Here is a 14,198-nt window from a genome sequence, read left to right as displayed (position 1 = left end):
CAGAATAGTAAAATTGCAGACGCTCGCTGCTTCATTGCTTTTGCTTGCAAGATGTAGAGTGTTTCTGCCTCTTGGAAGGAGATCATCTGAAAATATACATGTTCCTGCGGGCGCAATTGTGCGAGTTTGTACTGGTCAACGACGGCAACTTGGGCAATTTTCGGGTACCCACCTGTCGTTTGCCGGTCGGCCATGAGAATTCTAGGATTCCCATCTGGCGGGACTTGCACGGTCCCAAACGCTATCGCCTCTGATAAGATCGATTCGGTTTTCCCCATTTGCAAAGGTTCGTCTCCTTCGAGAAGATATCCCATCCGGTCGGACTGCGAGGACAATGTGAACGGCTGCTCGGTAAACCGGTACTGGCTTTCTGGCGTAAACCCCGTGTAATGTGCACCAGGGAACGCGCGTAAAACGTCTGTTTCTTCAACATCCAACCAGAGAAGATTTGCTCCCCATTTCGGTGCGAAAGGTGTCTCTCCCTCGACGCTTTCCATATATTGTTTAGCTTTTTGGCTTAAAGGGTTGCTGTCTAACTGATCGCCTTCTTTTAGCGCTCGTCCTTCGTAGCCGCCAAACCCGGCACGTAAATATGTACTTTGGCTATTCAATACTTCGGGGATGTCGAAACCGCCCGCAATGGCTACATACGCTCGCATGCCCGTTCGATCTGCTCGAAATGTCAAAATGCTCTGCTCGGGTAAATAAATTGGAACACCTAGAGAAAACGCCTGTCCATCTACGTGTGGCGTCATGCCACCGCCGGTAACAGCTATAAGAGCTGGCTGATGGAAACGAAGCACTGGCCCGGTAACAGTAAGCTCCAATGCGGCATCCTTTTCATCATTACCGACGAGCAAGTTTGCCGTTCTTAAAGCGATTTGGTCCATCGCTCCACTTTGCACGACACCTTGATCCAAATATCCGTAGCGGCCCGCATCTTGCACAGTCGTGAGCATGCCTGGTTTCACAACTTCTATATTCATGAGCGCACCTCTTTCAACTTCTGAAACTGCTGTTCATTGATCGGCACGAATTGAATTCGGTCTCCTGACCGTAGCAAGCTTGGCTCTGTTTTCGTCTCATCAAAGAGGGTGAGCGGCGTCTGTCCGATCAATTGCCATCCACCAGGTGTCGCAAACGGGTAAATGCCTGTCTGTGCCCCAGCAATCCCAACCGATCCTGCTGGCACTCGTTCCCTCGGTGTGTCCCGCCGAGGTGTCGCAATCTCTTCTGACATGCCACCAACAAACGGAAACCCCGGTGCAAAGCCAATCATATAAATGAGATATTCCCCTTGTTGATGATGAGCGATGACTTGATCTTCGCCACAACTGTGATAGTTAGCAACATAGGAAAGATCCGGACCATATTCTCCCCCGTAGCAGACGGGGATTTCCACGATACGTCCGTCGGGTTGCTGGTCATCTTCATCTTCAACCGTTGTGAGCAACTGGTCAACCCATATGCGTACTTGGTCTTGCATCGAGCCTTCAACGTCCATTTGCTGACGCACGTTCATAGGATCATAGAAAAGCACCAGTCCTGTATAGCTTGGCACAGCTTCAACAAAGCCCGGAAACGGATTTCGTTCAACTAATTGTTTCACACGTTGGACGTGTTGCTGAATACTCGGGTCCATACGGTTTCCAAGTGTCATCATCACTGCCTGTTCACTGAGTGGGCGCCACGTTACAGCGGATTGAAAACCCATCATTTCCCCTCTTTTCATCTATCGGTATTCTCATTGTTGCAATCGCGCGACAAATTAGCAAGCAGAAACTTCACTCGTAGGAGCGGGTTTTGGGGAGGATGCAAAATGCAGATAGGTTGCTGTTCGGGGCGGGGCACTTCATTTTGCGCCGAGGGCTCGCTGGCACTTCGGTTCAGTGAGTCGGCGCCATTCTGCGCTCTAGTTCACGCTTTCTGCGCGCAAGTTTGCTGTTTTTAATGAATTTAGCGTTGATTTCGCGAAACTTGATCGCAGTTTACTCTAACTTGATCGCAGATTAGACCATCTGCAATTCCCACCGACGGTATGTAGTCGTAACTGTTACCAAGTTGGCCGATTCTGTTACCTAGTTTATGAGATTGGGCGGTTTTTACTGCGATTTTACTCAACTTGAGAACAGTTGAGCCGCAACTCGAGCACAGTTTCCTCTTCAACCACTCCCCTAACGACCTTTCGGCCCCCTTCTGGGGGCCGAAACAAAACCGGTCTCCGTTCGGCGCGGCTCGCGCCGACAGCTCGCTGGCACTTCGGTTCAGTGAGTCGGCGCCATTCTGCTCTCTAGTTTACGCTTTCTGCGCGCAAGTTTGCTTATTTTTGCGATTTTAGTGCTCAATTCCTCTAACTTGATCGCAGATGATACCAACTTGCGCGCACATTGTACCAAGTCCCAACCCCCTACGACTTGTCGGTCCTGCTATGAGCAGACAGCTTGATAGCAGCAGAGCACCCAAACAAAAAGCTGCACCCAAAAGGGTGCAGCTTTCTTCAAATTACGATTGTTCTTTTGTCGGGCCCATTACACCCGGTACAGACAGTCCAGCTTGGCGGAGAAGGACGGTCATTTGCCCACGGTGGTGGGTTTGATGGTTCACAAGCTTGCTTAGCAACGCGCCGCGTTGAACTTGCCCACCCATTGCTTCAACCGTTTCTTCTAATGAAACATCGGTGAGGACGCGCTCAGCTTCTTGGCGAAAGTCTTCGGCCATCTGCTCGTAAGCTTTGTGGATGTCTTCTGCCTTTTCCGGTACTTCCCCGGCATCACCAGCTGGTGTAACATTTATGCCGACAAGACTTCCGAAGAACGCCGGTGAAGTCGCGAGGTGCCAACCGAGCCAGCCGAGTGAATTATGATCCTTAGCAATGGCTACGTCCAATTTCTCATCAGACATGGCTTCAATGACGCTCGCCGTGCCATGGGACTCTTGCGTCCACTCTTGAATAAAATCTGAAACATTACGATACATCGTGTTCACTCCTCAATCAATACGAATACGCAGTAGCTTGTCCTCTAGTCTTCAATAAATGCATTGTGCATTTGCACACCATCAACGATGATAATCAGGTCGACCGGACGCTCCTCAACAATAGAAGCGACTTCTTGCTCCATCTCTTCAAACAGTTCGTCTGTCGCATCGTCTTCACTAATAGATAACGTTAAGTCAATATTTACTCCGTCATCGGTATGGGAAACCATCGCTCCCTCGACATCATCAAGGTTGGCAAGCGCATCTTCTGAATCCTCGTCTACAACATTGCCTTCATGAACGGCCGCCTCATCAGACGTTTCCTCTTCTGAATCTTCAACCGGCTCCTCGTCCACATCTACTTCTTCCGAGTCATCTCCACAGGCAACAAGTACTACCGACAGCAGTCCAGCAGTCGCTGCAAGTCGAAAAGGTCTCCACATCTATACTCACTCTCCATTTCAAAATCTACCCAAAGTATATCGGACAAAAGAGAGATTGACAAAACAAACGCCATTCATTTCATAATATTACATAGAAGTCAGTGTTCGTTTTTGAACGTCTTCGGGTATAGAATGCCAAGGAGGAATTCTATGCGCTTATACACATTAAAAGAAACTCAAGTTTTACCGATATCAAGAGAAGAAGCTTGGGACTTCTTTTCTAATCCCGGTCAGCTTTCTTCCATCACACCCGGCGATATGAAGTTTGATGTGAGAAATGACATTAAGGATCGCATGCATCCGGGAATGATTGTTCATTATGATTTGAAACCTCTGCCCGCGTTTCCGGTTCAATGGGTGACAGAAATTACGCACGTCGTTGAAGGCGAGCTATTTGTGGACGAACAGCGCTTCGGACCGTTTCGCTTTTGGCACCACCAGCATCATTTCCATGACCATCCAGACGGTGTAGAAATTGAAGATATCGTCCATTACGTGCTACCTTTTGGCCCCCTCGGACGAGTCGCCCATGGAGCCATCGTCGAGAAACGGTTGCAAGACATCTTCTCTTACCGCAAAGAACAGCTCGCAAAACGTTTTTAAATCCAATTGTTCGGCGGTGATTACAATGGCAACGATCTATGATATCAAACCGAAATTCCAGGCAATGTTGCGCCCGTTGGTCGTGAAGCTCCATGAGTGGAACGTCACACCAAACGGGGTGACAGTCAGCGCAGCACTGCTCTCTATTCTGTTTGGAGTGCTTCTATACATACAGCTCCATTCCGTATTATTGTTACTGCTGCCGGCATTCCTACTCCTGCGCATGATGATGAATGCGATTGACGGAATGCTCGCAAAAGAGCACGATAAACAAACCAGGCTCGGAATGTTTCTAAACGAACTCGGAGACATGGTTTCCGATGCCGCTCTTTATTTGCCCCTCGCTCTCTGGATCGATGCGCCTGTCGAGCTCATCATTGGCATCGTCGTCATCGCACTCGTCGGAGAAGCTGCAGGCATTCTCGCTATAGCCGTCGGTTCTAAGAGGCGTTATGACGGACCATTTGGTAAGAGTGACCGTGCCTTTTTCTTCAGTGTCCTAGCGTTAGCGCTCTATTTCTTTACGTTTCATTCAAACGCTTATTTAATTCTGCTTATTTTCGCATTTATACTCAGTGTTGCGACAGTTGTTAACCGATTACGCGCTGCACTTCGAGAGGGGGATTCCTAATGTTTCCAGATTGGATTGAGGCACAACCTTTTTATCAAATTATTCAAAACCCATTAGTCGTTGTGCTGCTCGGAATATTTGCGCTTCTGATCGTTGCTACCATCGTCACAAAAACACTTACCGTGCGCGGTCACGAACTAGGCGAAGTAAAAGACCGGATTCGTTCATGGTGGTTTATGGCGATTATATTTACGTTTGCCACACTTATCCATGAAACCATTTCGCTTTTATTCTTTGCCTTTCTAACGTACTTAGCATTAAAAGAATACTTTTCAATGATTCCAACTCGGCGGCTGATCGTCGTGTGTTGTTCTTCGCCTACCTCGCTATACCGATTCAGTTTCTATGGATCTATATGGAATGGTACGGGATGTTTATTATATTCATTCCAATCTATATGTTCTTATTCTTGCCAATCATCATGGTGCTCATCGGAAAAACTTCAGGTTTCTTAAAGTCGATCGGCTCAATTCATTGGGGCATGATGCTCATGGTATTTGGTTTAAGCCATTTGGCTTACTTTCTCGCTGTACCTGGAGCAGGGGGAGCCGCAATGATTGTGTTTGTCGTCGTACTTACCCAACTAAATGACGTGAGCCAATTTTTGTTCGGGAAAGCATTTGGCAAGCGTAAAATTGTACCGGCTGTGAGCCCGAATAAGACGTGGGCGGGTTTTCTCGGCGGTGTGTTCGTGACAACCGGTTTGGCCTTGTTACTCTTTCCACTGCTCACCCCGTACACATGGCCGTTTGCTCTCTTTGCTGGACTCATCATTAGCATCTTTGGATTTATCGGCGATGTGAACGTGTCGGCATTAAAACGAGATCTCGGCGTCAAAGATAGCGGTCAAGCGTTACCTGGTCACGGCGGCATCCTTGATCGAATTGACAGTTTAACGTATACAGCTCCTCTCGTATTCCACTTTACGAGTTACTTTTATTTCTAACGGGAAGGAAGATTACCGGTATGCAAAAGTTATTTTTCTTGCTCGTTGTAAAACCCGTTCTCCTCATCGTTCTCGGCATGAATATTCACGACATTGATCGCCTGCCCAAAAACGGACCCGCTGTCATGATCGCAAACCATAACAGCCATCTGGACACTCCGTTAATGATGAACCTCTTCCCGCTAAAAAAGCTACACTTGCTTCGGCCGGTTGCCGCATTTGATTACTTTTTCACGAACAAAACCCGCGCTTGGTTTGCGACCCGAATTATGAACACGATTCCGATCAAACGCAGTGGCAAATCCAAAGGAGAAGACGTTCTCCAACCTCTTTCTGATGCACTTGAACGAGGGGAAATTCTTATTTTCTTTCCAGAAGGTTCACGAGGAGAGCCTGAACAGATGACCCAATTAAAAAGTGGGTTAGCACATCTTATAAGTCGCCATCCCGATGTGCCGGTCGTCCCAGTCTTTACGCATGGACTCGGCAAAGCATTGCCGAAAGGGGATCCGTTACTCGTTCCTTTCGTTGCTACCATTCGCATTGGCACCCCATTGTATTGGAACGGAGAACGGAAGCTTTTTATGGAGCATGTAGAAGAACAGTTTAATCAAATGAGACAAGTAGGAGCCAACGCAGAATGGGAGTAAAACGATGGGGCGCGATATGGGGATTTGCTGAAGCGACCGTCTTTTTCATCGTCCCTGATGTGCTCATTACGTATGCCGCACTTACGAAAACACGCACGTTCATCGTCTGGTTATGCTTATATACGCTGATTGGGGCGCTTGTCGGAGGGACATTAATGTATGCTTTGGGCATCGGTTTCGTAAAAGAAGGTAATGAGCTACTCACTCATATTCCAGCTATTGATGCCCAGCTTGTGGCAGATGTCCAGCAATCTCTGATTGAGAGTGGCTCATTGCCATGCTCCTCGGACCGACACAAGGCATACCGTATAAAATTTTTGCCCTTAACGCTTATCATGCTGATGTGTCCTTATGGTTATTTTTACTCATTTCTGTCCCTGCTCGTGTCATTCGCTTTCTGCTTGCCGGTCTGCTCGTATCATTCATCAGCCAGACGCTCTTAAGGCGCCAGTCCAAAACAGTCAAAGTCTTTTTATGGCTAGGTTTTTGGGTTATTTTCTACACGTTTTATTTCATCGGGATGACGTGAATACCAATTCAAAAACAAGCGCAAATAATGGTCATATGCCAATGCATCAAAACCTGTACCACAGTTATGAAACGTCCACGGCATCGTTTGGTGTGGAACGACAACTTGATATCCTGCTCGTGCAAATTGAACAGATTGACTCACATCATAAAAATGCCAGCCATCAAACTGCTCTACCCATAGGAGATCATGTTGTGTCACCATAATGAGTCCATCAATTGACGCGACCGGCACGTACGTGTCGGTTGGATTCGTAAATGTAAGCACGCTCATCGTTTCGCGGTACTGTACCGTCATACCATAAAGAGCGGCAGCAGGCGCTTCCCACCAGATGCCACTTTCCGGTATGTGCTCCGATCCTGCAACACCAATCATGCCAATTGACGGATGATTAAAAACATACAGCACATGAAACAAAAAGAGCTGATCAATGACCATCGTGTCTTGATGATGATAAATTTTGTACTTTGCATCTGTTTCTTGCATGGCTCGGTTATACCCCGCAGTCATGCTTGGTTGACCTTCCATTGGTATTCTCTCTACCGTATATCCGTCGGGAATGGCTAGCGCTCCAATGTGCCGACAGCTTTCCTCATACTCTTCCCAATCATTCACACAACAAATAAACGCGAATTTTTTCGGATCCATAAAACACCTCCACACCACAATTTATGGAGAGATGGGTAGGCATATGTATCAAAATCTGTTCCATTACATAGTGTGTAGAAGGATTATACGGGGAGGTATACAATGATCATTGAACATGCACATGAAAAGTATTTGGAGTTGCTTAAAAGGGCGATTCTTTTTGAGATTTGGCAAGAATACGAAACCGACCTTGCTTGGTGGAATCATGGGTTTGATCGGGAACGTCACCAAAAAGGGGAGATTTGGCCACAAATTGCTCATAGCATGATCGGTCGCTATCGGATGAACAATTTGCAAGACTGCATGACGTCTGTCGTCAATGACAACATTCCAGGCGATTTTATCGAAACCGGCGTCTGGCGAGGTGGGGCTTGCATCTTCATGAGCGGTTTTCTTGATGTGATGGGAATGACAAATCGTAACGTCTGGGTCGCTGACTCCTTTGAAGGCTTGCCAAAACCAAACGAAGAAAAATACCCAAAAGACAAAGGGGATACGCATCATACCGTTGACTATTTACGGGTATCTCTTGAGGACGTGAAGCACAACTTCAACAAATATGACCTACTCAATGATAATGTTCATTTTCTTAAAGGCTGGTTTAAGGATACATTGCCCGGCGCACCGATCGATCAATTAGCCATTTTACGTCTAGACGGTGATTTGTACGAGTCAACGATGGACAGTTTAAACAATTTGTACGATAAAGTAAGCCCTGGCGGCTATATTATCATTGATGATTTCATACTTCCTGGGTGCAATGCTGCCATTATGGACTACCGAGCTGAACACAACATTACCGAACCACTCATTCCAATCGACAGCATGAGCGTGTATTGGCGAAAGAAATAGAGGCCCTCCTGGGCCTCTTTTACATCATTCCTGTAAGTATATACAAAATCGGTAATGTGACGACCAACCCTACGGTACTCACAATCCAGTTCGCGTTTGCCAAGTCTTCATCCAACCCAAACAGCTGGGGTGGAACAAGCGCTGAGACAGCTGGCGGCATGCAGATAAGATGAGGATCACTTTGAGTAACATCCCATCGGCATAAGCACCTAAACCAAGCAAGTAAGCAACACCTGTAACCGTCACAGGAACAATCAGGTGTTTAATGGTGATTATCACCGTAACCGCTTTACTATTTTCTCCAACAGCTCCAATTCGCATTGAAAATCCAACCGGGATGAGCAAGAAGATCACCGTCAGCGGCACGAACAATTCGTTCACTTGATCATAAACGGTGGCGTAAGGAATGCTCGAGACGTTCAGGAGCGCCCCTACACAAATTGCAGAGAAGATGACCATAATGAACGGATCTTTCAAGATCCGCTTCCATCTCGGCTGGGAATCCTCTGTACGTTGAGCGCCGAATTTCCTAGCAATTGGATAACAGATCGTATAATAGACGAGTTCTTCGAACAAACGAAATAGCGCCACGAACGGAAGTGCTTCAAGTCCAATAAAAAATACAACAAACAGTCCACCAAAACTGCCAAGATTCAAGAAAGCCCCGGTCACGAACATAGAACCGGTTTGCTCTCTACTCATCTTCATCCATTTAGCCGAAAGTACGGCGAGCACGCCACCAAGAAATATCGTAAAAACACCGAGTACCGGTAAGACGAGAAACGTTTGATTCGTAAGATCGGCGTTCCAGAATGCACCAACGAGGATAATTGGCATCATTCCGAGTAGCACAAACAACGTAAGAAACCGGAGGAACTTGGCAAGGGGAAACCATCCAGCAGTCGCTGTCGATCGGCATACACGCGGAGCACCCTACCGATCGTGAGGCCAAGAAGAATGATACTAAACACGAGGAGCAACTGCATAAATTAACCTTCTTTCTTACGTAAACACCAAGGCTGACTTAATGAAAACGCCCCAAAAGCGGATTGTTCTCGCTAACTTTTGGGGTCGCTTTAAAGGTTATCATTAATCAAATTCAATCGGGCGGGCGATTTTGTTTATCGCGCCGCCATCAACCATAATCGTCTGACCACTCACATATGTTGACTCATCAGATGCGAGGAAAAGACAAGCGTTGGCAATATCTTCAACTGTGCCAATTCTGCCCATCGGTTGAAATTTCAGTGTATCCCGAAATGCCCCTTCAGGGTCTTCCAAAGAAGCAAATGTATTCTGTAATAGCGGTGTATCTACAGTGCTCGGCCCAACAGCATTTACACGGATTTCATCTTTCCCGTAGTCGAGTGCCATCTGACGTGTGAGAGCTGTGAGTCCGCCTTTCGCACTCGCATACGCAGCAAGACGGGTAATGGTCTTCTCTGCATGCCATGATGCGATGTTAATGATGGACCCCCCGCCTGAGCGTTGCATTTCAGGGATCGCGTACTTTGAGCAGAGGAACGGACCGTTTAAATTGACATTCATCACATTTTGCCATTCTTCGAAACTTGTATCGGTAACACTTTTTCGAATATTAATCGCAGCATTATTTACGAGAATATCAACCTTTCCGTATTCACTTACTGCACGTTTCATAAGCGCTTGGACGCTCTCTTCGTCACCCACATCGGTTTGCAGTACGATGGCATCTACCCCATCATTTTGCAGTTCTTGAACGGTGTCACGGCCCGCTTCTTCATTCACTTCCGCAATGACAATGCGCGCGCCTTCTTTGCCAAACGTTCGAGCAATTCCTGCGCCAATGCCTTGACCGCCACCTGTGATCACGGCTACTTTCCCTTCTAACCTCATCGGAATCCTCCTTTATTATCGCTTCTGCCAAGGAAATCGTTCATATTTAAGCCAGTAGCACCGAGTAAAATGGACAGAAAAATCGGCGCCACGCAAAAGATTACAATCAAATGGAATCCTTCCATTCTCGCAATCTCCTTTTCTATTTATCTTATCTTAACACATACCCATTTCGCTCGTCATAAGCTTTTGATTCTGCTGAGCGCTGTTTCGGATCACCAAACCCTCCCCCACCAGGCAGGTGAAGTGTCATCACGTCATCGGCTGCTAACGTGTAGAGCTTTTTCGTTTCTTGTACTTCTTGCTCATTAATGAACACTCTAGCTTTCGCCCCATCTGCACCTCCGGAAAACCTTTCGGGGCAAATTGCGTGCGCTCAAACATGAGCGGTACGTGATAAGCTTGGTCGCTTCTAACCCCAAATGTAATCGTTTGGCCTAATCCGCCTCGAAACTCACCGTCGCCACCAGAACCTTCGCGTAATTTTTTTTCATGTATAAACACTGACGAAGTGCTTTCAATAATTTCTACTGGCGTCCCTTTCACACCGGACGGAAACGTTGTCGCATTCAAACCATCTTTCCCAGGTCTCGCACCGGCTCCACCGGCGTTGAACACCACATTTGAGAAAGGCTCTCCCTCAAAGTCAACACCGTGCACTTGCAGAGCGAAAATTGCCGCAGCTCCTTCAGCAGGCACTCGGTCTGGGAGAATTTCGTGAAGCGCGCCGAGCACACAAATTGGCGCGAGATGACCGATAATGTGCCGGGATGCTGTCGGCATCGGGTGCACGGCATTGAGTACACAGCCTTCAGGTGCAGAAATGGAAACCGGTCGAAAACTACCTTCATTGCTCGGTATATCAGGAGCCACGGTGGCTTTTAGCACATAATTTACGTACGCTAATGTATAGTTCAAACAAACGTTAATCGCTTTTTTACTTCCTTCTGACGTGCCTGCAAAATCGACGTACACTCGGTCGCCTTTTACGGTAAGTGCACACTTTAAACGGATCGGCTTTTCGCTGCCGTCACTCCATAGCTCATTCTCGTACGTGCCATCAGGCAGCTCGCGAATGGCGTTTCTCATCGCTTCTTCTGATAAGCGAATAATTTCTGCCCCGACCTCTTCAACATCTGGCAAATCAAACTCCTCGAGTGTTTCAATTAAGCGAGCGATCGCGACTTCTTGAGCAACAACTTGCGCGCGCAAGTCACCAACGACTTGGTACGGTGCTCGCACATTCGTGCGGATAAGGGTGAGTAACGTCTCATTCACTTTTCCTTGAGAGTAGAACTTCATGTAAGGGATATGTAGCCCTTCTTCATAAATACTCTCTCCTTCTGGACTAAACCCACGACCTCCCACATCTGAAACGTGACACGTCGATGCAAAATAACCGATGAGATTCTCGTCAAAAAATATAGGAGTAACGATCGTCACATCTAACAGATGACCCGAAATTTCATACGGATTATTGCCAATGAGTACGTCTCCTTGTTTCAACGTTTCGGTGTCCACGTTCTTTAAAAAGTGACGCACGCCTGTTGCCATTGAATTGATATGCCCAGGGGTGCCAGTGTTCGCTTGAGCGATCATGTCACCTCGTTTGTTGAACAAACCAGCAGACAGATCATTCGCGTCCGAAAGGATGCTTGTAAACGACGTGCGGATGAGCGTTTTCGCCTGTTCTTCAAGAAGTGTAACGAGACGATTCCAAATGACTTCCAGCTGGATGGGATCAAATGCGTGTTGTGGATTGTTTTGCATCTGTTGAGACCTCCTGATCTGTAACTTTGCGCTCTAGGATAATGTTATGAGAACGATCGAGTGTGACAAGAAACGCCGGTGGCACAACGACGGTCGACTCTCTTTCCTCGATAATGGCAGGCCCTTTGAGCTGGACGCCAGCAAATAATTGATCACGCTCATACACAGGGGTGTCGATCCATTCTCCGAAATAGACGTTCCGCGTCGCTTTCTCGGTCGGGTTGAGGCCGATTTCTTCAGTGCTTTTCAGTTGTAACACCGGCTCTGGGCTTGAACGATTACCCTCCAGTTAAGTGTTTCAATTTCCATCTCTTCATTTGCTTCCGCATATAATTCTCGGTACGCGTCTTTAAAACGGTTCACAATCTCCTCTTCTTGATCACCTATGTTTCCGAGTGGTAACGATACGGTAATCTCATGGGTCTGCCCCCGGTATTTCATATCCACTTTCCGAATGACGGTGATGCCTTCAACCACACCAGCTCGTGCAAGTAACTGCTTACCTTCTTCTTCCATTTCGGTAACGAGTGTCATCACATGTGCCCAATTCAGTTCATGCAATCGCCCGTAAAAGCTTCGCACAAAGTCAAACGCCAACGACGACGTGAGGAACCCAAACGCAGAGTTCACTCCTGCCCCAACTGGCAACACAATCGTATTCACCCCGAGAATATTCGCAACATTGCCTACATGAACTGGGCCTGCACCACCCGAAGCATATAAGGAGTAATTGCGCACATCTTTTCCTTTTTCAACCGCATGAATGCGGGCAGCACTTGCCATATTTTCGTTCACGACTTGATGAATGCCCCACGCCGCTTCAACTGGGTCTAACCCTAATGGCTTCGCGACTTTTTCATGAATGACTTCCTTCGCTTTTTCGACGTCCAATCGCATATCTCCACCAAGAAAATAATCCGGGTTCAAATACCCGAGTACCAGATCAGCATCCGTTACCGTCGGCTCCGTTCCCCCTTGCCCGTAACTTGCCGGACCGGGCACACTGCTCGCACTCTTTGGACCGACTTTCAATAAGCCGAGTCGGTTAACACCGGCAATACTGCCCCCACCGGCACCGATTTCAATCATCTCAACGACCGGCACTTTGACTGGCATGCCGCTCCCCTTCAAAAATCGGTCAGCACGACCGACTTCAAATTCTGTCGTCGTAAGGGGTACGCCTTGATCAACAAGACTTGCCTTTGCCGTCGTCCCGCCCATATCAAAGACGAGTACGTGGTCTTCATCGGCTTGTTTGCTGTAATGCGCACCGGCAATCGTCCCACCGACAGGTCCAGATTCTAATATACGAATCGGAAACTGGATAGCTGTCTCGACGGTGCATGTGCCCCCTCCAGAAAGCATCATGAGAAACGTGCCGCGAAAGCCTCTCTCGATTAACGTCTGTTCCAACTGGGTTAAGTATCGCTCGACGAGTGGTTTGACGAACACGTTGGCGACGGTCGTTGACGATCGTTGATACTCGCGTATTTCTGGTGACACCTCTGATGAAATTGATAGATGCAACTCTGGAGCGACGCGCTTAGCAACCTCTCTCACTTGTTGCTCATGGGCAGCATTTCGATAGCTATGTAGCAAGCAAACGGCAACGGCCTCAACGCCAGATGCAACGATTTCCTGAAACACTTCTTCTACTTTTGCTTCATCAACAGGTTTGTAAACGCTGCCATCACTCGTCAAACGCTCTGGCACGGTAAACCGTAAGTGCCGGGGAACGAGTGGCGCCGGGTTATCGACCATCAAGTCATACAAGTCATACCTGCTTTCTGACGCAATTTCCAATTGATCTCGAAACCCTTCCGTCGTAATGAGCGCTGTCTTTGCGCCGTTTCGCTCAATTAACGCGTTCACGACGAGTGTCGTCCCGTGAATGATACTCTCCAGCTGATCATACGACCAACCGTGTTTTTTCATATTTTCATCGAGCCCTTTAATAAATCCTTCCGAAGGATCTGGATACGTCGTTAACGTCTTGCCGAAAAACCGCTCTCCGTCACTTGTAATAAACACCAAATCCGTGAACGTACCACCAATATCAACACCCGCTCTGATCGTTGTCATCGGATCATCCCTTTATATCGTTAGTCTATTTACTATATTTCTGCACAGTTGTCGAAATTCCTTTAGAGAACTTTCTCTATTGACTTTTCTTTCTGAAAAGCGTACATTTAGATTAACAAAGGGGAGTAGCTCCTCATTAAAGTCGTCATGACGGGCCTATTTTTGCCCCGGCTTTAGTGCAATCAGACCGATT

General features: G+C 47.4%; 14 protein-coding genes and 2 pseudogenes. 6 read left to right on the top strand and 10 right to left on the bottom strand.

From position 1 onward, the window contains the following. Positions 1 to 35: 35 nt before the first annotated feature. The 4 genes and pseudogenes from JCM19039_RS23025 to JCM19039_RS05740 form a co-directional block, all read right to left on the bottom strand. Positions 36 to 986, bottom strand: a pseudogene (locus tag JCM19039_RS23025) (biotin-dependent carboxyltransferase family protein); the annotation flags it as partial. After that, a complete protein-coding gene (pxpB, locus tag JCM19039_RS05750) occupies positions 983 to 1,714 on the bottom strand; it encodes a 5-oxoprolinase subunit PxpB (RefSeq protein ID WP_042424860.1) in 732 nt (243 codons plus the stop codon). The gene pxpB and the pseudogene JCM19039_RS23025, both read right to left, overlap by 4 nt. A 788-nt stretch (positions 1,715 to 2,502) precedes the next feature. Then, positions 2,503 to 2,976: a DinB family protein gene (locus JCM19039_RS05745; protein WP_042424856.1), complete on the bottom strand. Its 474-nt coding sequence runs from the start codon at positions 2,974 to 2,976 to the stop codon at positions 2,503 to 2,505. 44 nt (positions 2,977 to 3,020) lie between these two features. Then, positions 3,021 to 3,419 (bottom strand): hypothetical protein, encoded by a 399-nt coding sequence (locus JCM19039_RS05740; protein ID WP_042424853.1) that lies wholly within the window; start codon positions 3,417 to 3,419, stop codon positions 3,021 to 3,023. Positions 3,420 to 3,569: 150 nt separating this feature from the next. On the opposite strand from JCM19039_RS05740, the gene JCM19039_RS05735 reads away from it, so the two are divergent. The 5 genes from JCM19039_RS05735 (at position 3,570) to JCM19039_RS05715 (ending at position 6,692) form a co-directional block, all read left to right on the top strand. Beyond that, the gene (locus JCM19039_RS05735; protein WP_042424849.1) at positions 3,570 to 4,022 is read left to right on the top strand and encodes an SRPBCC family protein; all 453 of its coding nucleotides are present in this window, start codon (positions 3,570 to 3,572) and stop codon (positions 4,020 to 4,022) included. Positions 4,023 to 4,047: 25 nt separating this feature from the next. Next, the gene (locus JCM19039_RS05730; RefSeq protein ID WP_042424846.1) at positions 4,048 to 4,653 is read left to right on the top strand and encodes a CDP-alcohol phosphatidyltransferase family protein; all 606 of its coding nucleotides are present in this window, start codon (positions 4,048 to 4,050) and stop codon (positions 4,651 to 4,653) included. A 229-nt stretch (positions 4,654 to 4,882) separates the two neighbouring features. Next, a complete protein-coding gene (locus tag JCM19039_RS05725) occupies positions 4,883 to 5,599 on the top strand; it encodes a phosphatidate cytidylyltransferase (RefSeq protein WP_307190177.1) in 717 nt (238 codons plus the stop codon). Between the two features lie 20 nt (positions 5,600 to 5,619). Further along, on the top strand, positions 5,620 to 6,249 hold the full coding sequence (locus JCM19039_RS05720; protein WP_042424843.1) for a 1-acyl-sn-glycerol-3-phosphate acyltransferase: 630 nt from the start codon (positions 5,620 to 5,622) through the stop codon (positions 6,247 to 6,249). Next, complete coding sequence (locus tag JCM19039_RS05715) at positions 6,240 to 6,692, top strand: hypothetical protein (RefSeq protein ID WP_042424840.1); 453 nt, start codon at positions 6,240 to 6,242, stop codon at positions 6,690 to 6,692. The genes JCM19039_RS05720 and JCM19039_RS05715 overlap by 10 nt, the downstream gene beginning before the upstream one ends. A gap of 35 nt (positions 6,693 to 6,727) precedes the next feature. Here JCM19039_RS05715 and JCM19039_RS05710 read toward each other — a convergent pair whose 3' ends face one another. Beyond that, on the bottom strand, positions 6,728 to 7,426 hold the full coding sequence (locus tag JCM19039_RS05710; protein ID WP_042424836.1) for a glycosyltransferase family protein: 699 nt from the start codon (positions 7,424 to 7,426) through the stop codon (positions 6,728 to 6,730). A 102-nt stretch (positions 7,427 to 7,528) separates the two neighbouring features. Between JCM19039_RS05710 and JCM19039_RS05705 the strand changes: the two genes are divergently transcribed. After that, entirely contained in the window at positions 7,529 to 8,278 is a 750-nt protein-coding gene (locus JCM19039_RS05705; RefSeq protein WP_042424834.1) for a TylF/MycF family methyltransferase, read from the top strand. A 78-nt stretch (positions 8,279 to 8,356) separates the two neighbouring features. Here the strand turns inward: JCM19039_RS05705 and JCM19039_RS05700 are convergent, their stop codons facing one another. From JCM19039_RS05700 to JCM19039_RS05685, 5 genes and pseudogenes are all read right to left on the bottom strand, one after another. Next, complete coding sequence (locus JCM19039_RS05700; RefSeq protein WP_042424831.1) at positions 8,357 to 9,136, bottom strand: hypothetical protein; 780 nt, start codon at positions 9,134 to 9,136, stop codon at positions 8,357 to 8,359. 231 nt (positions 9,137 to 9,367) lie between these two features. Continuing rightward, a complete protein-coding gene (locus JCM19039_RS05695; RefSeq protein WP_042424827.1) occupies positions 9,368 to 10,153 on the bottom strand; it encodes an SDR family NAD(P)-dependent oxidoreductase in 786 nt (261 codons plus the stop codon). Positions 10,154 to 10,304: 151 nt separating this feature from the next. After that, positions 10,305 to 11,923: pseudogene (locus JCM19039_RS05690) on the bottom strand (hydantoinase B/oxoprolinase family protein). Continuing rightward, positions 11,895 to 12,182, bottom strand: coding sequence for a hypothetical protein (locus JCM19039_RS24780; RefSeq protein WP_202963187.1), 288 nt, complete (start codon positions 12,180 to 12,182; stop codon positions 11,895 to 11,897). Before JCM19039_RS24780 ends, JCM19039_RS05690 begins: the two are co-directional and overlap by 29 nt. Further along, a complete protein-coding gene (locus JCM19039_RS05685) occupies positions 12,170 to 14,005 on the bottom strand; it encodes a hydantoinase/oxoprolinase family protein (RefSeq protein WP_202963186.1) in 1,836 nt (611 codons plus the stop codon). Before JCM19039_RS05685 ends, JCM19039_RS24780 begins: the two co-directional genes overlap by 13 nt. Positions 14,006 to 14,198: the final 193 nt, after the last annotated feature.

It is taken from the genome of Geomicrobium sp. JCM 19039 (assembly GCF_000698145.1).
Taxonomy (GTDB): Bacteria; Bacillota; Bacilli; order Bacillales; family Marinococcaceae; genus Geomicrobium_A.
Note: the sequence above shows the minus strand (reverse complement) of the source record. Positions and strands in the feature narration are given on the sequence as shown.